We start from the raw sequence: 22,114 nt of genomic DNA on the forward strand, positions 1-22,114 counted from the left end.
ACATCGGCATGACGTGACGATGCAGGAATCGTGTTGTGCGACGGTCGGCACCCGCCACTTGCTTCAGTACCGTGCGTCCTTGGGTTTCGGGTCGCGCGGCCAGTCCTTGCTCTTGTTGGCGAAGTCCGGCCGGGGCTGGTTGATGAAATAGCCGGCGATGTCCACCGCATCCTGGTCGGGCATCACCTGCTGCCCCAGCGGCGGCTCGCGGGTCACCGCCGGCGGCATGTTGTGCTTGATGAAACCGGCTGCCTTGTACAGGCGCGCCATGCCGGCGCCGATGTTGAAGCTGTGGTCGCCCCACAGCGGCGGGAAGGCGATGTCACCGCTGGCGTCGCGCCGGCCTTCGCCGTTGTCGCCATGGCAGGCCGCGCACTGCACGGCGTACAGCGCCTGGCCACGGATCGGGTCCGGGGTCAGCGTGCTGTCGATGGGTCCCTCGCTGGGGGCGGCCACCTTTGCACCGTCTGGCACGGGACCGCTCAGCCACGCCATGTAGTCGAGCATCGCGCGCATCTGCGGCGCGTCCTTCGGCAGCGGCTTGCCGTTCATCGAACGCTGCAGGCAGCCATTGATGCGTTCGGCCAGCCCGATCACCTTGCCCGGCCGCGGCATGTAGCGCGGATAGGCGCCACCACCGGTGTTGAAGTAATGGTTGCCGAACGGCCGCTTGCCTTCGGCCATGTGGCACGAATTGCAGTTCAGATCGTTGCCGACGTTGTCCGGCAGCAGGCGCGCGGTCTCGTTGAGGATGCGCCGGCCGAGCATCACCGATTCGGCGTTGCCCAGCCCGCTGATCTCTTCGGCGCTGGGCGCGTGGTAGTGCCCGACCACCTTGCCTTGCGCATCGAGGATATCGATCGTGCTGGCTACGGCAGCATCCAGGTCCGGATGCAGGTGACGATAGGCCAGGGTGCCCGCACCGGCCAGCAGCACCACGGTGATCGCACTACCGAACAGCAGGCGGGAACGTCTGCGCGAGCGCTTCATCGTGCGGCCTCCTGCGGAACGTAGTGCACTGGCTTGTCACGCACCACCCTGCGCATGCGCGCCACCTCGACCTCGCTCACTGCGCTGGCCTGGTTGCCCCAGCTGCTGCGGATGAAGGTCAGGATCTGTGCCAGCTGCGCATTCGGCAGCTGCTCGAAGCCGGGCATGGTGAAGGCCATGCGGTCGTGCGGGGTATGCGGCGTGCGGCCGCCGATCAGGGTCACCTGTACCAGCGAGCTGGGATCATCGGCGAATACGATCGAGTTGCCGGCCAGGGCCGGGTAGACGCGGGGCATGCCGCGGCCATCGGCGCGGTGGCAGGCCTGGCAGTGCTCGGCATAGGCCAGCGAACCGGGCACGCGGTAGTCGCCATTGCGCAGTGCGGCGGTGGTGGTATCGGTACCCGGCGACCACTGTGCGTCGCGGCCCTCACGCGCCGGCAGCTGCTTCAGGTAGCGCGCCATCGCCAGCAGGTCAGCGTCGGACAGGTACTGCGTGCTGTGCTCGACCACATCGGCCATGCCGCCGAAGGCTGCCGAGCGATCGGTGCGTCCGGTGCGCAGGAAGTCGACGATCTCGCCCTCGCTCCAGCTGGCCAGGCCGGTCGACTCATTGCGCAGGTTCTTCGCGTACCAGCCCTCCAGCACCGAGCCGGACAGGAACTGGCGGCTGCCATCATCGGCCATCGCCTTTTCCTGGAATGCCAGGCCACGTGGCGTGTGGCAGGCACCGCAGTGGGCCAGGCCTTCCACCAGTTCAGCGCCACGCTGCTGGCCGGCATCCAGCGACGGATCGGGGCTGAAGCTGCGTGGTCGCGCGAACAGCAGCTGCCACCAGGCCAGTGGCCAGCGCATGTTGGCCGGCCACGGAATCGTGCTGTCGGCGTTGCTTTGCTTCACCGGCTGCACCGAGCCCATGAAGTAGGCGTACAGCGCCTTGATCTCGGCATCGCTGGCGATCACGTACGAGGCATACGGCATCGCCGGATACAGCGGCTGGCCATCGTGACGGAAGCCTCGGCGCACCGCGCGTTCGAAATCGGCGTAGTCGTAGGCACCAATGCCGGTGTCCGGATCGGGCGTGATGTTGGTCGAATAGATCGTGCCCATCGGCGTCTGCATGCCCAGGCCACCGGCGAAGGGCTTGCCGCCTGGCGCGGTGTGGCAGGCCGCGCAGTCGGCGGCACGCGACAGGTACTGCCCCTGCGCGATCAGCGCCGGATCGTGGATGTCGACCTGCGCGGTCTGCCGCGGTGCGAACCAGTAGGGCGTGCTGCGGGCGATGCCGTAGGCGGCGGCCAGCGTGGCGGCCAGGGCAATGGCGAGCTTGAACGAGGTGCGCATGGCGGCACTGTGGGCAATCCCGCGCGCGCGTTCATTGATCCGGATCAATGACTGAACGGATACAGCTTGTACACCAAGCTGAATCGTTCCTGCGTTGTCATCAAGCCGTCATCCACGCGCGATAGATGGCCGGACTATTGGGGCGTTAACGTCCCAACCTGTCTGATTCACCCCTATGACGTGATATGAAGCGCCTGCTGCTGTTGTTGCTGGCGTGCGCCGGCCTGTGGCTGGCTGCATGCTCCTCCTCGATCAATGCCGCATCCACCTCGCTCGCCGATCGGCTGATCGCGCCGGGTGGCGTATCGACCCTGCTCGATCGTCCGCGCATCGCTGCGGCCATCGCCGAACTGCCCAACCGCCATGGCTTCGCGCCGGGCCGTGATGGCGTGCCGATCTTCTGGCGTGTGTTCGATCCGGGCGACTACGGCGCGCGTTACCACTACCTGCCGCAGCGCCACGAGAACGGCCTGCCGCTGGATACCGGCCTGAGCCTGGCCGTGCCGCAGCCGTTCCATGCGCAGGCGCCGCGCGGCACCGTGGTGCTGCTGCACGGCTGGATGATGAACGGCGATTCGATGCTGCCGTGGTCGCTGCAGCTGGCCGAATCCGGCTATCGCGTGATCACCCTCGACCTGCGCAACCATGGCCAGTCCGGCGCCGGTCCGTCCGGCTATGGCACCTATGAATCGGATGACGTGGTCGATGTAATCGGTGAGCTGCGTGCACGTGGCGAGGTGACCGGGCCGCTGTACCTGTTCGGTGTATCGTACGGCGCGGCCACCGCAGTGTTCACCGCCGACAAGCTCGGCGACCAGGTGGAAGGCGTGGTGGCGATGGAATCGTTCGCCAATGCCGGCGTGGCGATCCGCACCATGATCCCGCACCTGATGGGGCTGCAGCCGGAAGGCCTGAAGGCGCAGGCGGTGGCGTCGTACGCGCGCTGGCGCTACGGCGGCCAGGACATCAACCAGGTGATCGCCGCCGCCAGCCGCCGCATCGACGTCGATCTGGACCGCGTGGACGTGGCGCGCGCGCTGGCCGATACCCGCGCCTGCGTACTGCTGCTGCACGGGCAGGGCGACCAGCACATTCCGGTCAGCCAGGGCCGCGAGCTCGCGCAGGCCAACCCGCGCGCGCACTACATCGAAATGCGCGGCGAAGACCACATCACCCTGCCGTTGCGGCTGGACCTGCTGGCCGGGGTGGTCGATGACTGGATGGCGCGCGACGAGCACCATCCGCAGAGCGCGTGCCCGGCACCGCAGCTGCCGGCCCAGGCCGAGTGGCTGACACGCAGCTGAGAAAAGGGGACGGAGGGGATTAAGTCGTTTGCAGCACACCCGGGGCAGAATCGACTTAATCCCCTCCGTCCCCTTTTTCTGTCAGGCCACGCGTCGTGCCAATGAGCGCGCAGACGCCGCGACGCCGAGCAGCAGCGCGGCCACGCACAGGAAGGCGAAACCGAGGCTGGTGGCATGTGCCAGTGCGCCGATCGCCGCCGGACCGGCGAGGATGCCGGCATAGCCCAGCGTGGTGACCGCGGTGATGGCGATGCTCTCCGGCATCACCCGCTGCTGGCCCGCCATCGAGAACAGCGCCGGCACGATGTTGGCGCAGCCCAGCCCGACCAGCACGTAGCCGGCCAGCGCCACCGGGAACGAGGGCACCAGCGTGGCCAAGGTGAAGCCTGCTGCGGCGGTGATGCCGCCGATGACCAGGGTGCGGGTGCGTCCGAGGCGCTCGACGATACCGTCGCCAAACAGGCGCATCGCGGTCATCGCCAGCGTGAACAACGCGAAGCCGGCCCCGGCCTGGTCGCGCGGTACCTGCCGCACTTCAGCCAGGAACACCGCACTCCAGTCCAGCATCGAGCCCTCGGCAAGGAACACCACGAAGGCCAGCACGCCGATGAACAGCACCACGCCATGCGGCAGCGCCAGCAGAGGTCCTTCGTGCAGGATCCGTTGCGGACGCCAATGCGGCGCCGACAGCACGGCCACCAGCAGCAGAGCGGCCACCGAAACCAGCGCGGCCAGCCACAGCGACGTGCCGAGGATCAGTAGCCCGGTCATGCAGCCGGCGCCGACGAATCCACCGATGCTGTAGAAGGCGTGGAAGCCCGACATCATCGCGCGCCCGGCGTCGCGCTCGACCGCCACCGCCTGCATGTTCATCGCACAATCCAGTGCACCGACGCCGGCGCCGAACACGAACAGTGCCGCGCCCAGCGCCACCGGCGAGGGCGCCAGCACCAGCAAGGGCAGAGCGCACAGCATCATCGCGCAGGTGATCACCATCACCCGACGGCAGCCCAGCCGCCCGGTCAGCGCACCTGCCAGTGGCATCGCCAGCAACGAACCCAGCCCAAGACACAGCAGCACCGCGCCGAGACTTGCGTCGGACAGCCCAGCCTTGGCCTTGGCGTAGGGCACCATCGGCGCCCACGCAGCGGTGGCGAATCCGGGAATGAAGAAAGCGGCACGGGTAGCGTGCTGCTGGGCACGTGGGGATGAGGGCGTCATGCGTGATGCGAGGCTCCGGGGAATCAGTATGAAAACGTTTTCAGGCAGAGTCGGCAAGTGCCGTGCATGACATCGAACGACGCATACGATTGCAGTGGCCCGATTGCGTCACCAGCGATTAACGCTGCACACGGACAGTGGCTGCACGGTCGGCATTCCGCCGGCCGCTGCCGGAGACCTGTACATGAGCACGACACCCACCATCCTCCTCGTCCATGGATTCTGGGGCGGGGCCGCACATTGGGCCAAGGTGATCCTGGAACTGCATCGCAATGGTCATGACCGTGTGCAGGCGGTGGAGTTGCCGCTCACGTCGTTGGCCGATGATGCAGGACGCACGCAGAAGATGATCCGGCAGATCGATGGACCGGTGGTGCTGGTTGGCCACTCCTATGGTGGCGCGGTGATCAGCCAGGCCGGCAACGAGGACAACGTGAAGGCCCTGGTCTACATCGCTGCCTTCGCGCCCGATGCCGGCGAGAGCCCGGGAGGCATCACCCAGCAGCACCTGCCGGAGGCGGCGCCGAACCTCGCACCGGACAGCGATGGCTACCTGTGGCTGCGTGCGGACAAGTTCCATGAGAGCTTCTGCCAGGACCTGAGCGCCGACGAAGGCCGGGTGATGGCAGTGACCCAGAAGGCGCCGCTGGCCAGCACCTTTGGTGACGCGGTCAGCGACCCGGCGTGGAAGCACAGGCCGAGCTGGTACCAGCTGTCCCGCCACGACCGCATGATCGCGCCGGAGAACCAGAAGGCCATGGCCGCAAGGATGCAGCCCAAGCGACTGCTGGAACTGGATGCCAGCCATGCCTCGCTGGCCTCGCAGCCGAAGGAAGTGACCGCGCTGATCCTGGAGGCCTGCGCCGCCATCGGCGGCTGAGCCTGCGGCAGCGCGCCGCACCAAAGCACATCGCACGACAGCCGGGGCGCAGGGGAGTACACTCCTGCGCCTGCGGCCATCCGGCCGCGTCCCCGTCTTCCCTCCAGCCGCCGCCAGAGGATCCCACCCGATCGTGGAGGTCCCGTCGTGCTGTCTGTGCCTGATGCCCGTATTTCGTCCCCATTGCCACGTCGCCGTGCGTTGCCGCAGGCGCTTGCCCAGGGCCTGCTGATCACCGCACTGACCAGCAGCGGCATCGCAGCCGCGCAGTCCACCACCGAACCGGACAAGGCCCCCCGCACGCCGGCATCGCAGACGCTGCAGACCGTCCAGGTCACCGCCAACCTGCTCGGCACCATCACCGAGGGCAGCGGCGCGTACACGCCCGGTACCATCGCCACCGCCACCCGCCTGGTGCTGACGCCGCGCCAGACGCCACAGAGCATCAGCGTCATTACCCGCGCACAGATGGACGACTTCGGCCTGAACGGCATCGATGACGTCATGCGGGTGACCCCGGGTATCAGCATCGTCACCTACGACAGCGAGCGTACCGAGTACTACGCACGTGGATTTGCCGTGCAGAACTTCCAGTACGACGGCATCCCGATGTCGCGTGACTCGGCCTATTCGGCGGGCAACACGCTCAGCGATACCGCGATCTATGACCGCATCGAAGTGCTCAAGGGGGCCACCGGCCTGCTGACCGGCATGGGCGATCCAGGCGCGACCATCAACCTGGTGCGCAAGAAGCCGGGCAAGGACTTCGCCGGCAGTGCGACGCTGGGTGTCGGCCGCTGGGACGACTATCGTGCCGAGATCGATGTGGGTGGCCCATTGACCGCCGATGGGCGTGTGCGCGGCCGCGCGGTCGGTGCGTGGCAGGACAAGCATTCCAACCTCGACCACTACCAGCGCACCAGCAAGGTCGGTTACGCCGTGCTGGAGGCCGATCTGGGCGAGCGCACCCTGCTGACCGTGGGGGGCGATGCGATGGACAGCGATCCGAAGGGCTCGACCTGGGGCGGCATTCCGCTGCTGGACAGTGCAGGCAACTTCAATGACATGCCGCGCTCGTTCAACAACGGCACCCGTTGGAGTGGCTGGCGCCAGTATGTGCGTACCGGCTTTGCCACGCTGGAGCACACCTTCGACAACGATTGGGTCGCCAAGCTGCAGCTCAACCACCAGGTCAACGGCTATGACGCCGCGCTGGCCGGGGCGGCGGGTGGAAATCCTGATCCGGTCACTGGCGAAGGCGTGTCGCTGTGGCTGGGCAAGTATGTCGGCAAGACCGTCAGCAACGCTGCCGACTTCTATCTGAGCGGTCATTTCGGCCTGTTTGGCCGCGAGCATGAGCTGGTGGTGGGCGGCAGTGCTTCGCGCAAGCGCTGGACCAATACCGGTTACTCGCCGCAGCCTGGCTACCCGACGGAAGTACCCGACTACCGCGCATGGCAGGGCGACATTCCCGAGCCGGAGTGGCAGCGCAGCTACAGCAACAACGAAGTGACGCGTGAGAACGGCCTGTACGTGGTCGGCCGTTTCGACGTGGCCGATCCGTTGAAGCTGATCGTCGGCAGCCGTCTGGCCAGCTACCGCTCGCCGGACACGCGCGAGACCGGCGTCTATGTGCCGTATGCCGGTGTGGTCTACGACCTGGGTGAGCACTACTCGGTGTACGCCAGCTACAGCACCATCTTCAAACCGCAGGGGCAGCGCGACGAGCAGGGCAAGGCGCTGGATCCGCTGGAAGGCCGCAGCTACGAGGTGGGCCTGAAGGCTGAGTTCTTCGATGGTCGCCTCAATGCCAGTGCGGCGTTGTTCCAGCTTGACCAGGACAACTTTGCCCAGCCCACCGGTGGCAAGACACCGGATGGTCAGGATGCCTATCGCGCCCTGATGGGGGTGCGTACCAAGGGTTACGAGCTGGAAATGTCTGGCCAGCTGGCCGAGGGCTGGCAGGTGCAGGGTGGGTTCTCGCACAAGATCGCGCGCCAGGCCGGTGGCAAGGTGACCACGCTGGAGCCGGAAAACCAGTTCAGCCTGCACACCAGCTACCGCCTGCGCGGCGACTGGAAGGGGCTGACGCTGGGCGGTGGCGCGCGCTGGCAGGATTCCACCTTCGGCGAGATCACCAACCCGGCCACGCAGGCCAAGGTGGTGCATCGCACCCAGCCTTATTGGCTGCTCGATGCGATGGCGCGCTATGAATTCAACGATCGCCTGTCGGCCACGCTCAACGTCAACAACCTGCTGGACAAGCGTTACTACACGATCTTCAGCTGGTACAGCACCTACACCTGGGGTGAGCCGCGCAATGTGCGGCTGGCGATGACGTACAGGTTCTGACGCCAGTCGCTGCACGAAAACGCCCGCGGTGCGTCATGGCATCGCGGGCGCTACGGTTACAGCGGCAGGTCGAACACCAGTACTTCGGCGTCGTTGCCGTTTTCCAGGGTCAGCTGCGCTTCGTCGCTGACCTGCAGCGCATCACCGGCTTCCAGGGTGATGCCGTTGACCTGCAGCTGCCCACGGGCCACCTGCACATAGGCGCCACGGCCGTTGCCGAGGGCGTGATGCAGCTTCTGACCGCCATCGAGGATGGTGGCGAAGATGCGGGCATCCTGATGGATGCGCAGTGAACCGTCGGCACCGTCCGGCGAAGCAATCAGGCGCAGCTGGCCGCGCTTGGTTTCCGGGGCGAAGTGGGTCTCCTCGTAGGACGGCGTGATGTTCTCCGCGTCCGGGAAGATCCAGATCTGCAGGAAGTGCACGGTCTCGTCGGCGGAGTGGTTGAACTCGCTGTGGCTGACACCGCTGCCGGCGCTCATGCGCTGCACGTCGCCGTAGCGCAGCACCGAGCCGGTGCCCATCGAGTCCTTGTGCTCCAGCGCGCCGCCCAGCACATAGGAAACGATCTCCATGTTGCTGTGGCTGTGGGTGCCGAAGCCCTGGCCGCCGATCACCTTGTCTTCGTTGATCACCCGCAGGGGGCCGAAGCTGACGTAGCGGGGGTCGTAGTAGTTGGCGAAGGAGAAGGTATGGCGCGAGGACAGCCAGCCATGCTCGGCCAGGCCACGGGTAGCGCTCTTGCGGATCTGCAGCATGATGGAATCTCCTTGTTCGATGGTTTCGATGGGGCGGGGTAGGGCGGTAGTTGCCGTGTTTCCCCGTTGGAGAGAAGTATCCGCTTGCGCCCGGGGTTTGAAAAACGGATAGTTTTGACGGCCATCATCGAAAAATTCGAATGCTCAAGCTCAGCCTCGATGCCCTGCAGATCCTGGACGCCATCGACCGCCGCGGCTCGTTCGCCGGCGCCGGCAAGGCCCTGCACAAGGTGCCTTCGACCATTTCCTACACCGTCGCCAAGCTGGAGGAGGACCTCGGCGTCCAGCTGTTCGACCGGGTCGGCCCGCGTGCCGAACCGACCGAGGCCGGACGCGCCCTGCTGGACGAGGGGCGGCATCTGCTGCGCGCGGCCCGCGAGCTGGAGCTGCGGGTGCGCCGGGTGGCGTCGGGCTGGGAGACCGAACTGACCCTGGCGGTGGACTCGGTGTTCCCGACCTGGCTGCTTGGTCCGGACATCGCTGCGTTTCGTGAGGCGGAGGCGCCGACCCGGCTGCGGCTGATCGGCGAGGCCCTGTCCGGCACCTGGGAGGCCCTGCTGGACCGCCGCGCCGACCTGCTGGTCGGCGCACCGGGCGAGGGGCCCAGTGGCGGCGGCTACGTGGTCGAGCCGCTGGGTACGGTGGCGTTCGTGTTCGCGGTCGCGCCGGATCATCCGTTGGCCAACGTACCGGGCTTGCTTGGTCGCGAGCAGCTGGTCGAGCACTGCGCGATCGCCGTCTCCGATTCGGCGCGGCGGTTGCTGCCGCGCACGGTGGGCCTGTTGATGGGGCAGGAGATGCTGACCGTGCCGGACATGGCCAGCAAGCTGAAGCTGCAGTGCGAAGGCGTGGGCTTCGGTTTCCTGCCCGAGCCGTGCGCGCGCGCGGCGGTGGCGCGTGGCCAGCTGGTGATCCGCGAGGTGGAGGAACACAAGCCGGAGGAAACGTTCTGGCTGGCCTGGCGCACCGGCGAGGATGGCGCGGCACTGCGCTGGTGGCGCGAGCGCCTGCGCAGGCCGGAGCTGCTGTCGCAGTGGTGGCAGGCAATGGCCAAGGGGTAGGGGTACGGCAGGGCTGCGCCCTGCACCCGCTACGGGCTGGAGCAACAGCAACAGCAAGAGCAGAAGCTGGTTTCCTGTGGGGAGGCGGGGTGGGGCCGGTTGCGGGGGCCGCTGCAAGTACGTCCATGTAAGCTCGGTCGCCGCATCCATGCGGCTCACGCCCCCGCAACCGGACCCACCCCGCCTTCGACAGTTTTCCGCGATCTGTCGGAACGGCGTACTGCTCTGGTAGGTGTCGACCTTGGTCGACACGGTAGATCCACGCCATGCGTGGATGAATTCATTCGATATCTGACAGATGTGTCGACCAAGGTCGACACCTACCAACAGCCGCGTGAACCTGTCGAAGGTGGGGCGGTGTCGGAGTGCGGGGTGTCCGCGGCATGGATGCCGCGGCCAAGCCCCCATGGACGGGTTCACGGCGTCCCCGCGCTCCGACACCGCCCCGCCAACCCAGGGAATGCCAGCTTTTGCTGTTGCCGTTGCCTTGGCTTGGCTTGAGGCATCTGCAGGTGCAGGTGCAGGGCGCAGCCCTGCCGAAAAACACACATAAAAAAACAGCAGGCCGAGGCCTGCTGTTTCGGTGTAATGGTGCGCCCGGAGAGATTCGAACTCCCGACCGCCTGGTTCGTAGCCAGGTACTCTATCCAACTGAGCTACGGGCGCCAATTACATAAACTTGTTGTGCTGACTGTGTATGGTGCGCCCGGAGAGATTCGAACTCCCGACCGCCTGGTTCGTAGCCAGGTACTCTATCCAACTGAGCTACGGGCGCGCGGTACACAATCAACTTACTGCCTAATTTTACTGCATTTCCAGCGGCGGATGCTGGAAACCTGTCGAGTGGTGCGCCCGGAGAGATTCGAACTCCCGACCGCCTGGTTCGTAGCCAGGTACTCTATCCAACTGAGCTACGGGCGCCCTGCGACAGGAGCGGAATTATGCGGATGTCGGCGCGCACCGTCAATAGTTTTGTGAAAATTTTCATCCAACTGAATGAAAAAGCTGTCAGCCACGGCGTCCGGGGCCTTCAGCCAGGCGAAATGATCGGCGCGCGTCCCCAGTTCCTGCGCGGACAGCACGCGCAGCTGCGCGTCCACATTCGGCAGTTTCGCCAGCAACGTCTGCATCGATCCGGTCGGTGCCAACCAGTCGTGCTCCATCAGCACCGCCTGCGCGCTGCCATGCACGCGCGCCATCTGCGCATCGAGGTCTTCGTCCATGCCGGCCGCGGCGTAGTGGTTGTTCAGGCCCACGCGCGCCCAGTCGGCGATCAGTCCGCGAGCTTCGGTGCCGCCGAAGCCGAGGCGCCGACCATGCAGCACGCCCTGGCGCTGCGCGATCCACGGCAGGAAGCGGTAGACCAGCGGCAGCAGCCAGCCGCGCGGTGGCGGGAAGCCACGCCAGAACGGTGAGCCGCTGGCCGCCAACCACAAGCGGTTGAAGTGCTGCGGGTTGCGGCCGGCATGCACGCAGGCCAGCTGACCGCCGAGGCTGTGGCCACCGATGATCCAGGGCAGGGCGCCGGCTTCATCATCCGCCGCGACAAGCACCGCCTGGCTGGTCGGCAGATCCTGCTCCAGTACTTCGCGATAGCCCCAGTCCTGCGTGTGCGATGGGCGCAGTGAGCTGCTGCCGTTGCCGCGCCACTCATGCAGGTACACCGCCACGCCCTTCGCCGCCAGCGCCTGCGCCAGCGGCAGGTAGTGGCGCGCGGCCACGCCCAGCGCTGGTAGCCACAGCAGGCGCGCGATGGGCTGTGCGGGCACGCAGGCGATCACCTCGTAGCGATGGCCATCAGTGCACTGCACGGCAATGACGTCCGGTGCGAGGCTCATGCGTGCGGTGCCGCGCCGAAGTGATCGAGCACCAGCACCTCGCTGCGGCCAGGCGCGTAGCCCTGCTGCAGGCCGCGTGCAACGTAGTCGATGCCGGCTTCGCAGGCGTTGGCCAGGCTCAGGCCGTTGCACAGCTGCGCGGCGATGGCCGAGGCCAGCGTGCAGCCGGTGCCATGTGCATCCAGTGGCAGGCGGGCGTGGATGAATTCTTCGCTGCTGACGCCGTCGAAGTAGCGGTCGATCACGCGGTTGCCTTCCTGCAGGTGGCCGCCTTTCAGCAGCACCGCGCCGGCACCGAGGTCGAGCAGGGCGGAAGCGGCGCGCTCCGCGTCATCGCCGTTGCCGATCTTGCGTCCGACCAGCAGCTCTGCTTCCGGCGTGTTCGGGGTGATCAGCGTGGCCAGCGGGATCAGGCGCTCGCGCATCGCCTGCAGGGCGCTGTCTTCCAGCAGGCGTGCGCCGCTGGTGGCGACCATCACCGGGTCCAGCACCACGTGCGGCGGGCGATGGCGCTCCAGTGCGTCGGCGACGGTGTTGATCACCTCGGCGTTGGCCAGCATGCCGAGCTTCACCGCGTGGATGTCGAAGTCGTCGAAGCAGGCATCCAGTTGTGCGCGCAGGAAATCGATCGGCGGCACATGCACGGCGATGACGCCTCGGGTGTTCTGTGCGGTCAGTGCGGCGATCGCGGAGAGGCCGTGCACGCGATGGGCTGCAAAGGCCTTCAGGTCGGCCTGGATGCCGGCGCCGCCGCCGGAGTCGGAGCCGGCGATGGTGAGGGCGGATACGGGAGTGGTCGGGCTCATCCAGCGATTGTGCCGTGGTCCCGCTGGGGAAGGTAGATCCACGCCATGCGTGGATGTCCTTGATTCAATGCCGCCAGCGCGCCCACTGCTGGTACAGCACGTAGCCCAGCCCGGTCAGGCCGGTCAGCAGGGCGGGGGCGAGCAGGGCGTCGTACTGCCAGCGCATGAACAGCCAGGCGCCGATCATGCCGCCGGCGAGGAAGCCGCTGATGATCAGTCCGCTGAGGGTCAGTCGTCGCACCTGCAGCGGCAGTCCGCGCAGCAGGTGGCCCAGGCCGATGCCGAGATCGGTGAACATGCCGCTGAGGTGGGTGGTGCGCACCACCGCGCCGCTGAAGGTGGTGGCCATTGCATTCTGCAGGCCGCAGGCCATGGCGGCGGCCAGGGCGCCCCAGATCTGGTGCCGTTCGAACAGCGGAATGGCCACCAGCAACAGTGCCGATTCCAGCGCCAGCGCCACGCCGTAGCGGCGGCCCAGCTGCAGGGTGCTGTCCTGGATCAGCAGGCCGCTGAGCATTGCGCCCAGCGAGAACGCGATCAGCAGGCCCCACAGGTGGCCAACCGCGCGCCAGTCACCCTGGGCCAGTGCCATGCCGAGCTGGCTGGTGCTGCCGGTCATGTGGCTGACCGCCTGGTGCTCGAAACCGAGGAAGCCGACCACGTTGACCATGCCGGCCACGCACGACAGCGCGACCGCGCCGATCCAGACCCAGGTGGGCAGGCGTATTCCCATCGGCGGGGCCCTCAGGGCCCGCCGAGGCCGCCGTTGAACTGCAGCTCGCTGAAGGTGTTGCTGGCCGGGTCGAACACCGCGCCCCAGAACTGCGCGCCGCCATCGCAGACGCGGATCGCTTCGCGGGCCGGATTGATGCCGCTGTCGTCGGGCAGGTGGAAGGCGTTGATGTAGATCAGCCGTTGGCCTGCGCTTTCGATGCCGACGTACTGGCGGTCAAAGTCGAGCACCTTCGGCACCTGGGCTTCCAGCGAAGACAGTTTCGCTTCCAGCTGGTCGACCTGTTGCCGGCTGGGCGCCCAGTAGCCGCTGACCCGCCCGGCCTCGCGGCCGGGGCTGGGCCGCGAGCAGGTGTCGAGCACCTGCGCGGCAATGATCGGGCGGGTGACCACCCAGGACTGGCCGGTACGCTCGGCGGTCGGCACGCTGGCCGGGCCGCGCGTGGTGGTGCAGGCACCCAGGGCGGCTGCGAGCGCGATCGCAGCCGTGGGCAGCAGCAGGCGGGTGCAGCGGTTCACAACACCTCCGAGGCGTAATCGGCCAGGCGCGAGCGTTCGCCTCGGCGCAGGGTGATGTGCGCACTATGCGGCCAGTTCTTGAAGCGATCCACCGCGTAGGTCAGGCCCGAGGTGGTCTCGGTCAGGTACGGGGTGTCGATCTGCTCGACGTTGCCCAGGCAGACGATCTTGGTACCGGGGCCGGCACGGGTGATCAGCGTCTTCATCTGCTTGGGGGTGAGGTTCTGCGCCTCGTCCAGGATCAGATAGCGCGACAGGAAGGTGCGGCCGCGCATGAAGTTCATCGAGCGGATCTTGATGCGGCTGGCCAGCAGGTCGTTGGTCGCCTGGCGCCCCCACGTGCCGCCTTCCTGGTTGTGCGTGAGCACTTCCAGGTTGTCGGTCAGTGCGCCCATCCACGGCGTCATCTTCTCTTCTTCGGTGCCGGGCAGGAAACCGATGTCCTCGCCAACGCTGACCGTGGCGCGGGTCATGATGATCTCGCGGTAGCGCTGCTGGTCCATCGTCTGCGCCAGGCCGGCGGCCAGCGCCAGCAGGGTCTTGCCGGTGCCGGCGGTGCCCAGCAGCGTGACGAAGTCGATCTCCGGATCCATCAGTGCGTTGAGGGCGAAGTTCTGCTCGCGGTTGCGTGCGCTGATGCCCCACACGGCGTGGCTGCCGTGGCGGAAATCATCGACCAGCGACAGCACCACCTTGCCGTCGCCGACCACGCGGCTGACGCGCAGCTCGACTTCATCTTCGCCAGGCAGGTAGACGTACTGGTTCGGGTACCACTCCTCGCCATCCTGCGCCAGGATTTCGTAATGCGTGCGGCCCTTGTCGCTCCAGCTGCGCAGGTCATCGCCGTGGCGCTTCCAGAAGTCTTCCGGCAGCTCGGTGGCGCCGGTGTAGAGCAGGCTGAAATCGTCCAGCGCGCGGTCGTTCTCGTAGTCCTCGGACACGATGCCGGCGATGGCGGCCTTGATCCGCAGGTTGATGTCCTTGGAGACGAACACCACCGGCAGGTCCGGGGTTTCTTCCTTCAGCGCCAGGATCGCGCCGAGGATGGCGTTGTCCGGGATGACCTTGCCGAAGCTCTTGCCGGCGTCGAAATGGCTGGTCTGGAAGCGCAGCTTGCCGGCGCTCTGCTTGCCGCGCAGCTGCAGGCCATTGGGTCGCTGCAGCGGAATGCCGTCGGCCAGGTTGTCCAGGCCGGATTCCTGCACCAGCTCGTTGAGGAAGCGGCTCACCTGGCGGGCGTTGCGGCTCGCTTCGGAGGTGCCCTTCTTGCCGTTGTCCAGCTCCTCGATCACCTGCATGGGCAGGTAGACGTCGTGCTCCTCGAATTTGAACAGCGCGGTGGGATCGTGCATCAGCACGTTGGTATCCAGCACGTAGATGCGCTTGCCTCGGGTCATCGTCGATTCCTGGTTACGGACAGGGAAAAACCACCACGGCCTGCTGCGGGGCAGGGTGATGGCAGACACAGTAGGCAGTGGGACTCACTTGGACTGGGAGGCCTTCAGTTCGGCGAGAACGGCATCGGCATGACCTGCAACCTTGACCTTGCGCCAGGACTGCACGATGCGGCTGTCGGGGGAAATCAGGAAGGTGCTGCGTTCGATGCCACGTACCTGCTTGCCGTACATGTTCTTCATCTTGATCACGTCGAAGGCGCTGCACAGCGCTTCGTCGCCATCGCTGACCAACGGGAAGTTGAAGCCCTGCTTGGCACAGAAGTTGTCGTGCGACTTCACCGAATCGCGCGAGACGCCCAGCACGACCGCGCCGGCCTTCTTGAATTTCGGCAGCAGTGCGTTGAAGTCGATGCCTTCGGTGGTGCAGCCGGGGGTGCTGTCCTTGGGATAGAAGTACAGCACCAGCCAGTGGCCGACGTAGTCGCCGAGAGTGGCCTGTTCGCCACCGGACAGCGCCAGCGGCAGGGAGAGGGTGGTGCTGTCCAGGGTATCGCCGTTGTTCATGAGGTCCTTCTGTCGAGCCTGGGTTCTTTCCAAGACAATTGCATGAAACGCCACGCGCCCGTGAGAGGCGCGCGAAAAAATCAGGAATTCATTCAGAACTTCATCGGGTCCATGATCGCGTCCAGGTTCAGGTGGTCGCAGAACTCAAGGAAATCGTCGCGCAGCGCGGCGATGTGCATGTTGGCCGGCACGCCGATGGTGACCTGTGCACTGAACATTTCCGCACCGGTCTGCATGGCGCGGTAGCGCGTGCTCTGCAGGTTCTCGATGGTGATGCCCTGGCGGTCGAAGAAGTCGGCCAGCTGGAACAGGATGCCCGGCTTGTCGGCGGCGATCACTTCGACGATGTACGGCAGCAGGTTGGACTGCGCCTGCTTGGCGGCGGTGCGGTACCAGACCAGCTTCAGTCCTTCCTCGCGCTCCAGCCGGGTCAGCATCGCCTCGAGCTTGGCCACCGAGTCCCAGGAGCCGGTGGCCAGGGCGGTGACCGAGACATCGCGGCCGACCGTGGCCAGGCGTGCGTCCACCAGGTTGCAACCGCTGTCGGCGATGCGGCGGGTGACGGACAGCAGGGGGGACTCCGGATGCGTCGTATAGGCGTTGATCAGGAGGTGGTTTTCGCTCGGCGCGGGGCGCGGGGTGGTGTCGGTCAAGGCGATTCCGGGTAATGCATGCGTTAGTCTGAATGCCCGCCAGAGGCGGGGATCCACCGGTGTCCAGCATACTTGCCCGTGCTTTCGCGCCGCAAGTAACATTCAGGTCGCCCCCAGCCTTTCGTGGCGGGCGTTTCCCTTTCCAGCCAAGAGCAGCACGTCCTTGTCCCTTTCCGGCCTCATCACCGCGCTGGCGACCCCGTTCCGGGCCGACGGCGCCCTCGATCCCGATGGTTGGCAGCGCCTGCTGCACCTGCAACTGGAGGGTGGCGTCCATGGCGTTGTCGTGGCTGGCTCGACCGGCGAAGCGGCGACCCTGACCGATGCCGAGTACGACCAGCTGCTGGCCAGCGCGGTCGAACGCATCGGCGGCCGCATTCCGGTCATGGCCGGCACCGGCCTGTCGGGCACCGCCAAGACCATCGAACAGACCCGCCGTGCCGCCGCCCTTGGCGCCAGCCACGCGCTGGTGGTCACCCCGCCGTACGTGCGGCCGACCCAGGCCGGCCTGATCGCGCACTACCGCGCGGTTGCCGACCAGGGCGGGCTGCCGGTCGTGCTGTACAACGTGCCCGGCCGTACCGGCTGCGACATGCAGCCGGAGACCGTGGCCGAACTGGCCAGCCATCCCAACATCGTCGGCATCAAGGAGGCGGTGGGTGACACCGGCCGGGTGCAGGCGCTGCTCGCCCTGCGCAGTCCGCAGTTTGCCGTGTTCAGTGGCGACGACGGTACGGCGGCGCGCTCGATCCGGGCCGGCATCGATGGCCTGATCTCGGTCGGCTCCAACGTGCTGCCCGGCGCCTACCGCCGGATGTGCGAGCTGGCTGCCGCCCACGACCACGAAGCCACCGGGTCCTGGGATGCGCGCCTGCAGCCGTTCCATGATTTCTGCGGCGTTGAGCCGAACCCGATTCCGGTCAAGGCGTTGCTGCGCCGTATCGGCATCGGTCACGACCTGCGCCTGCCGCTGCTGCCGCTGTCGGCGGCGCACCATCCGGCGGCCGATCATCTTGCCGGCGACATCGCCGCCCTCGAAGCCCTTTCCAGCCACTGACCTTCCGTCTTGGTCTGACCCAGGAGATTCACATGCGTCAATCCGTATCCACCGTCCGCGTGCTGTCCTACGCCCTGCTTGCGGTGGCCGTTGCCGCCGGCACCACCGGCTGCTTCAAGCGTGGCGTCAAGGGCGACTACGCCCTGGCCCCGGAAATGCGTCCGCTGGAAGTGCCGCCGGACCTGAACCTGCCCAACGCCACCAGTGACAACAAGGTGCCGACCCTTGCCTCGGCGACCAAGCCGGCGGCCCCGGTGGCTGCGGCCCCGGCCGTGGGCAACACCGGTTTCACCATCGCCGGCGGCAAGGACGAGGCTTTCGCCAAGGTCGGCACCGCGCTGGAAGGCGTGGAAGGCGTGACCATCGCCAGCCGCGCGCAGCTGCTGGGCTCGTATGACGTGGCCTACGAAGGCAGCAACTTCCTGGTCCGCGTGGTCGCCGTCGATGCCGGCGCCTACATCTCCGCGGTCGACCCGCGTGGCCTGCCGGCCACTGCAGAAGCGCCGGTGAAGCTGATCGCCGCACTGAAGGCGAAGCTGGCCCAGTAAGGGCGGGTCGGGTAGGGGCCGACCTTGGTCGGCGCTTCTGTGCCAACCAAGGTTGGCACCTGCCGAGAACAAAAAAGGGCGCCATGGGCGCCCTTTTTCGTTGCCGCAGCGGGCGCTTCTCAGCGCTCCAGCAGCTTCAGCTTGTCCGGCTTGCCGTCCCATTCGCCGGCGTCGGCGGGCGGGTCCTTGCGCACGGTCAGCACCGGCCACTCCTTCGCCAGCTCGGCGTTGAGGGCAACGAAGCCCTCCTGGCCCGCAGGAACATCGTCCTCCGGGAAGATTGCATTGACCGGGCACTCCGGCTCGCAGAGGGTGCAGTCGATGCACTCATCCGGGTCGATCACCAGGAAGTTCGGGCCTTCGTGGAAGCAATCCACGGGGCACACTTCCACGCAATCGGTGTGTTTGCACTTGATGCAGTTTTCGGTGACGACAAAGGGCATGGGCTTGGGGGTGGATCGATTCCTGAACCCGCCAATTCTAGAACAGGTTGGCCCCCGGTGTCGGCGCGGGACGGAAAACGGGCGTCTGGCAGGCGCGGCCGTGGCGGTCATTGGCGGCACGGCAGGGCCTGTGCGACGCTGCGCGGCAACCGGTCCTGGTGGCCGGGCTCCCTTCCCAGCAGGATCATCCATGTCCCAAGCCCAGTCCGGCACCGCCTCCCACGGTGGTGAAAACACGGCGTTCATCGTCCTGATCAGTTGCGTGGCCACGCTCGGTGGTTTCCTGTTCGGCTTCGACAGTGGTGTCATCAACGGCACGGTCGATGGCCTGCGCCAGGCCTTCAACTCCAGCGAGGCGGCGCTGGGTTTCGAAGTCGCCTCGATGCTGCTGGGCTGCGCGATCGGTGCATTCCTGGCCGGCTGGTTGGGCGACCGCCTGGGGCGCCGTGGTGTCCTGATCGTGTCCGCGCTGATGTTCCTGGTCTCGGCGCTGGGCGCCGGGGCGGCCCACGCGTCCTGGCTGTTCATCGCGGCCCGGGTGCTGGGCGGCTTTGCGGTGGGGGCGGCCAGCGTGATGTCTCCTGCCTACATCGCCGAAGTCGCCTCGGCGCGCTATCGCGGCCGGCTGGCCACGGTGCAGCAGATGGCGATCATCTGCGGTTTGTTCGCGGCCTTCCTCAGCAATTACCTGCTGGCCCGCGCCGCCGGCGCCTCGACCGAGCCCTTGTGGCTGGGCCATGAGGCCTGGCGCTGGATGTTCTGGATGCAGGCGCTGCCGTCGGGGTTGTTCCTGCTGCTGTTGCTGGTGATCCCGGAAAGCCCGCGTTTCCTGGTGCTGAAGGGCCGCCAGGCGCAGGCGAGGGCGGTGCTGTCGCGGCTGTATGGCGAGGCCGCTGCCACGGCCAAGCAGGCCGAGATCGAGGCCAGCCTGTCCCAGGACCAGCACAAGCCACGCTTCAGTGATCTGCGCGACAAGGTCACCGGCAAGCTGCGCCCGATCCTCTGGGTGGGCATCGGCCTGGCCATGTTCCAGCAGCTGGTCGGCATCAATGTGGTGTTCTACTACGGCGCGGTGCTGTGGCAGGCGGTGGGTTTCTCGGAAAGCGATGCGCTGCTGATCAATGTGCTGTCCGGCGCACTGAGCATCGGTGCCTGCCTGCTGACGGTGCTGCTGATCGACCGCATTGGTCGCAAGCCGCTGCTGTGGGTCGGCTCGGTCGGCATGTCGGTGGCGCTGGTGCTGATGGTGGTGGCATTTGCCAGCGGCAGCCTGGTCGATGGGCGCCTTCAGCTGTCCGATGGCATGGGGCGGCTGGCGCTGGTTGCGGCCAACGTCTACGTGGTGTTCTTCAACATGTCCTGGGGCCCGGTGATGTGGGTGATGCTGGGCGAGATGTTCCCCAACCAGATCCGCGGCCCGGCGCTGGCCGTGGCGGGGGCCGCGCAGTGGACCTCGAACTTCGCGATCACCGTGACCTTCCCGATGCTGCTGGCCGGCATCGGCCTGGCTGGCGCCTATGGCATCTACGCGGTCGCCGCGATCCTCTCGATCTTCTTCGTGGTCCGCTGCGTGCGCGAGACCAAGGGCAAGGAGCTGGAGCAGATGGAAGGCTGACGTCGCCTGGCTTCGGTTGCATTCCGTTGGCGCCTGGTTGTCCCGAGTTTGAGGGGGCAGGCCGCCCTCTCCAGGACACGCAAAAGCCCATCCATGGTGCTCGATGGCGCCATCCATGGCGCCAACGGTCCTGGAGAGGGCGGCCTGCCCCCTCCTGACAGTTTCATGGTGCGTGCGGACGCGGCGAAGCGCTGGTCGGTTGTTGCCGGGGTTCGCGGGAAACCGTCCGGAGCCGGTGGGGTCACCCAGGGCGGGACCGTTGGCGCCATGGGGTGGCCGCATGCGCCCGACGGGTTGGGCAGGAGCCCAACCCCGGTCTTGCCGTGTGCGCAGGACAGCGCACGCGAGCAAGGCGCCATCGAGCCCCCATGGATGGGTTCACGGCGTGTCCTGCCCTGGGTGACCCCACCGGCTCAAGCCGATTGCAGGGAAGCGCCGATGCGACCAACCCGACCGCAGTCACTGCAATCCCGGAAAACAGAAAAGCCCGCACGAGGCGGGCTTTTTCGGTTCCTGCTGCGGCGACTGGCGCTCCCTAGGGGACTCGAACCCCTGTTTTAGCCTTGAGAGGGCCACGTCCTAACCACTAGACGAAGGGAGCGTAACTGTGTCGCTGCCGAGGCAGGAGCGCTAGTATATGCACCTCGATGCCATTGGGCAATCCCGAAACTTCAACCGGAAGCGCCAACATCATTTCCTCTGCTACATCACCGTTCAGCCTGCGCGTCATCCCGCGCGACCAGCACACGATCTCCCGCAAGGACATCAGCCCGAACGCCCTGCGCGTGCTTTATCGCCTGCGCGATGCCGGCTTCGGCGCCTACCTTGTCGGCGGCGCGGTGCGCGATCTGCTGGTCAATGGCCAACCCAAGGATTTCGACGTGGCCACCGACGCCACGCCCGAACAGGTCAAGCAGCTGTTCCGCAACTGCCGCCTGATCGGCCGCCGGTTCCGCCTCGCCCATGTGGTGTTCGGCCGCGAGATCATCGAAGTCGCCACCTTCCGTGCCAACAGCGATGACGGCAGCGGCGACCGTGAGATGGAAAACGGCATGCTCGTGCGCGACAACGTGTACGGCACCATCGAAGACGACGCCATCCGCCGCGACTTCACCTGCAACGCCCTGTACTACGCCATCGAGGACTTCTCGGTGCGCGACTACACCGGCGGCTTCGAGGACGTGCAGGCGCGCCTGATGAAGCTGATCGGCGACCCCGAGCAGCGTTACCGCGAAGATCCGGTGCGCATGCTGCGTGCGGTGCGCCTGGCGGCCAAGCTCGGCTTCCAGATCGAAGAGGGCACTGCCGCACCGATCCCGCACCTGGCCGGCCTGCTCAACGAAGCCGCGCCGGCGCGCCTGTTCGAGGAAGTGCTCAAGCTGTTCCTGTCCGGGCATGGCGTGGCCAGCTTCGAAGGCCTTGAGCGTTACGGCCTGCTCGACGTGCTGTTCCCGGAAAGCGCCAAGGCGCTGAAGGCCAACCGCACCGGCGCGTTGCGCCGCATGCTGGTCGAGGGCCTGGCCAATACCGATGCACGGGTGGCCAACGACGAACCGGTGTCGCCGGCGTTCCTGTTCGCGCTGCTGCTGTGGCCGGCCTTCTGCCGCGCACAGGCGACCCTGCTCAAGCAGGGCGTGGCACCGGAAGAGGCGCAGCGCCGCGCCGCCGACCGCGTCACCGTGCAGCAGTTGAGCACCATCGCGCTGCCGCGCCGCTTCTCGCTGCCGATGCAGGAAATCTGGCTGCTGCAGTCGCGCTTCAGCTCGCGCCAGCGCAAGCGCGTGTTCCGTACCCTGACCCATCCGCGCTTCCGTGCCGCGTTCGATTTCCTCAGCCTGCGTCAGGTGGCTTCGTCCGAACATGCTGCCGATGTCGAGTTCTGGCGCGAAGCGCAGGCGCAGTCCGGTCGTGAGCTGGAGTCATCGCTGGATGCGATGCACAGCGAAGAAGGGGATGACGAGAGCGGGGCGCCGCGCAAGCGCCGTCGTCGCCGTCGCCGTCCCGGTGCCACGGCCGGTGCAGCGGGCGAGTAA

Annotated in this window: 20 protein-coding genes and 4 tRNA genes; 8 read left to right on the plus strand and 16 right to left on the minus strand. The window is 66.7% G+C overall.

Features of this window, described 5'->3' with window-relative positions:
* Positions 1 to 63 precede the first annotated feature (63 nt).
* Complete coding sequence (locus tag ACUZUJ_RS08295) at positions 64 to 990, minus strand: c-type cytochrome (protein WP_101765261.1); 927 nt, start codon at positions 988 to 990, stop codon at positions 64 to 66.
* Positions 987 to 2,333 carry a c-type cytochrome gene (locus ACUZUJ_RS08300; RefSeq protein ID WP_101765262.1) on the minus strand — a complete coding sequence of 449 codons (1,347 nt, stop codon included), beginning with the start codon at positions 2,331 to 2,333 and terminating at the stop codon, positions 987 to 989. The genes ACUZUJ_RS08295 and ACUZUJ_RS08300 overlap by 4 nt, the downstream gene beginning before the upstream one ends.
* Positions 2,334 to 2,518: 185 nt before the next feature.
* Between ACUZUJ_RS08300 and ACUZUJ_RS08305 the strand changes: the two genes are divergently transcribed.
* A complete protein-coding gene (locus ACUZUJ_RS08305) occupies positions 2,519 to 3,637 on the plus strand; it encodes an alpha/beta fold hydrolase (protein WP_049445635.1) in 1,119 nt (372 codons plus the stop codon).
* Positions 3,638 to 3,718: 81 nt separating this feature from the next.
* Here the strand turns inward: ACUZUJ_RS08305 and ACUZUJ_RS08310 are convergent, their stop codons facing one another.
* A complete protein-coding gene (locus tag ACUZUJ_RS08310) occupies positions 3,719 to 4,858 on the minus strand; it encodes an MFS transporter (RefSeq protein WP_049445633.1) in 1,140 nt (379 codons plus the stop codon).
* A 184-nt stretch (positions 4,859 to 5,042) separates the two neighbouring features.
* Here ACUZUJ_RS08310 and ACUZUJ_RS08315 point away from each other — a divergent pair, with 184 nt between their 5' ends.
* Together ACUZUJ_RS08315 and ACUZUJ_RS08320 are read left to right on the plus strand one after the other, a co-directional pair.
* Positions 5,043 to 5,738 (plus strand): alpha/beta hydrolase, encoded by a 696-nt coding sequence (locus tag ACUZUJ_RS08315; RefSeq protein WP_049445631.1) that lies wholly within the window; start codon positions 5,043 to 5,045, stop codon positions 5,736 to 5,738.
* A 147-nt stretch (positions 5,739 to 5,885) separates the two neighbouring features.
* Positions 5,886 to 8,090 carry a TonB-dependent siderophore receptor gene (locus ACUZUJ_RS08320; protein ID WP_101765263.1) on the plus strand — a complete coding sequence of 735 codons (2,205 nt, stop codon included), beginning with the start codon at positions 5,886 to 5,888 and terminating at the stop codon, positions 8,088 to 8,090.
* A gap of 56 nt (positions 8,091 to 8,146) precedes the next feature.
* On the opposite strand, the gene ACUZUJ_RS08325 is transcribed toward ACUZUJ_RS08320, so the two are convergent.
* Positions 8,147 to 8,848 (minus strand): pirin family protein, encoded by a 702-nt coding sequence (locus ACUZUJ_RS08325; RefSeq protein ID WP_012510689.1) that lies wholly within the window; start codon positions 8,846 to 8,848, stop codon positions 8,147 to 8,149.
* 140 nt (positions 8,849 to 8,988) lie between these two features.
* Here ACUZUJ_RS08325 and ACUZUJ_RS08330 point away from each other — a divergent pair, with 140 nt between their 5' ends.
* Entirely contained in the window at positions 8,989 to 9,909 is a 921-nt protein-coding gene (locus ACUZUJ_RS08330) for a LysR family transcriptional regulator (protein WP_101765264.1), read from the plus strand.
* Between the two features lie 589 nt (positions 9,910 to 10,498).
* Here ACUZUJ_RS08330 and ACUZUJ_RS08335 read toward each other — a convergent pair.
* From ACUZUJ_RS08335 to ACUZUJ_RS08380, 10 genes are all read right to left on the minus strand, one after another.
* A tRNA-Arg gene (locus tag ACUZUJ_RS08335) sits at positions 10,499 to 10,575 on the minus strand.
* 32 nt (positions 10,576 to 10,607) lie between these two features.
* Positions 10,608 to 10,684, minus strand: a tRNA-Arg gene (locus ACUZUJ_RS08340).
* A 69-nt stretch (positions 10,685 to 10,753) separates the two neighbouring features.
* Positions 10,754 to 10,830, minus strand: a tRNA-Arg gene (locus tag ACUZUJ_RS08345).
* The gene (locus tag ACUZUJ_RS08350; protein WP_101765266.1) at positions 10,821 to 11,747 is read right to left on the minus strand and encodes an alpha/beta hydrolase family protein; all 927 of its coding nucleotides are present in this window, start codon (positions 11,745 to 11,747) and stop codon (positions 10,821 to 10,823) included. Before ACUZUJ_RS08350 ends, ACUZUJ_RS08345 begins: the two co-directional genes overlap by 10 nt.
* Positions 11,744 to 12,553 (minus strand): bifunctional hydroxymethylpyrimidine kinase/phosphomethylpyrimidine kinase, encoded by an 810-nt coding sequence (gene thiD, locus ACUZUJ_RS08355; protein WP_087922218.1) that lies wholly within the window; start codon positions 12,551 to 12,553, stop codon positions 11,744 to 11,746. The genes ACUZUJ_RS08350 and thiD overlap by 4 nt, the downstream gene beginning before the upstream one ends.
* Before the next feature lie 64 nt (positions 12,554 to 12,617).
* On the minus strand, positions 12,618 to 13,286 hold the full coding sequence (locus ACUZUJ_RS08360) for a YoaK family protein (protein WP_049447181.1): 669 nt from the start codon (positions 13,284 to 13,286) through the stop codon (positions 12,618 to 12,620).
* An 11-nt stretch (positions 13,287 to 13,297) separates the two neighbouring features.
* Complete coding sequence (locus ACUZUJ_RS08365) at positions 13,298 to 13,804, minus strand: hypothetical protein (protein WP_049447183.1); 507 nt, start codon at positions 13,802 to 13,804, stop codon at positions 13,298 to 13,300.
* Complete coding sequence (locus ACUZUJ_RS08370) at positions 13,801 to 15,201, minus strand: PhoH family protein (RefSeq protein WP_010484287.1); 1,401 nt, start codon at positions 15,199 to 15,201, stop codon at positions 13,801 to 13,803. The genes ACUZUJ_RS08365 and ACUZUJ_RS08370 overlap by 4 nt, the downstream gene beginning before the upstream one ends.
* An 84-nt stretch (positions 15,202 to 15,285) precedes the next feature.
* Entirely contained in the window at positions 15,286 to 15,765 is a 480-nt protein-coding gene (locus ACUZUJ_RS08375; RefSeq protein ID WP_049447186.1) for a peroxiredoxin, read from the minus strand.
* A gap of 92 nt (positions 15,766 to 15,857) precedes the next feature.
* Positions 15,858 to 16,418, minus strand: a complete 561-nt coding sequence (locus tag ACUZUJ_RS08380) for a glycine cleavage system transcriptional repressor (protein WP_005409051.1) — start codon at positions 16,416 to 16,418, stop codon at positions 15,858 to 15,860.
* Positions 16,419 to 16,581: 163 nt separating this feature from the next.
* On the opposite strand from ACUZUJ_RS08380, the gene dapA reads away from it, so the two are divergent.
* Both dapA and ACUZUJ_RS08390 read left to right on the plus strand, forming a co-directional pair.
* On the plus strand, positions 16,582 to 17,475 hold the full coding sequence (dapA, locus tag ACUZUJ_RS08385; protein ID WP_049447188.1) for a 4-hydroxy-tetrahydrodipicolinate synthase: 894 nt from the start codon (positions 16,582 to 16,584) through the stop codon (positions 17,473 to 17,475).
* 32 nt (positions 17,476 to 17,507) lie between these two features.
* Complete coding sequence (locus tag ACUZUJ_RS08390; RefSeq protein WP_006432432.1) at positions 17,508 to 18,023, plus strand: hypothetical protein; 516 nt, start codon at positions 17,508 to 17,510, stop codon at positions 18,021 to 18,023.
* Positions 18,024 to 18,142: 119 nt separating this feature from the next.
* Here the strand turns inward: ACUZUJ_RS08390 and fdxA are convergent, their stop codons facing one another.
* Positions 18,143 to 18,466, minus strand: a complete 324-nt coding sequence (gene fdxA / locus ACUZUJ_RS08395) for a ferredoxin FdxA (RefSeq protein WP_005409054.1) — start codon at positions 18,464 to 18,466, stop codon at positions 18,143 to 18,145.
* 190 nt (positions 18,467 to 18,656) lie between these two features.
* On the opposite strand from fdxA, the gene ACUZUJ_RS08400 reads away from it, so the two are divergent.
* Positions 18,657 to 20,081 carry a sugar porter family MFS transporter gene (locus ACUZUJ_RS08400; RefSeq protein WP_119007666.1) on the plus strand — a complete coding sequence of 475 codons (1,425 nt, stop codon included), beginning with the start codon at positions 18,657 to 18,659 and terminating at the stop codon, positions 20,079 to 20,081.
* 526 nt (positions 20,082 to 20,607) lie between these two features.
* Here the strand turns inward: ACUZUJ_RS08400 and ACUZUJ_RS08405 are convergent.
* Positions 20,608 to 20,682, minus strand: a tRNA-Glu gene (locus ACUZUJ_RS08405).
* Between the two features lie 52 nt (positions 20,683 to 20,734).
* On the opposite strand from ACUZUJ_RS08405, the gene pcnB reads away from it, so the two are divergent.
* Positions 20,735 to 22,114, plus strand: coding sequence for a polynucleotide adenylyltransferase PcnB (gene pcnB, locus ACUZUJ_RS08410; protein WP_119007667.1), 1,380 nt, complete (start codon positions 20,735 to 20,737; stop codon positions 22,112 to 22,114).

The sequence above is a fragment of the Stenotrophomonas sp. S4 genome (genome assembly GCF_054187805.2).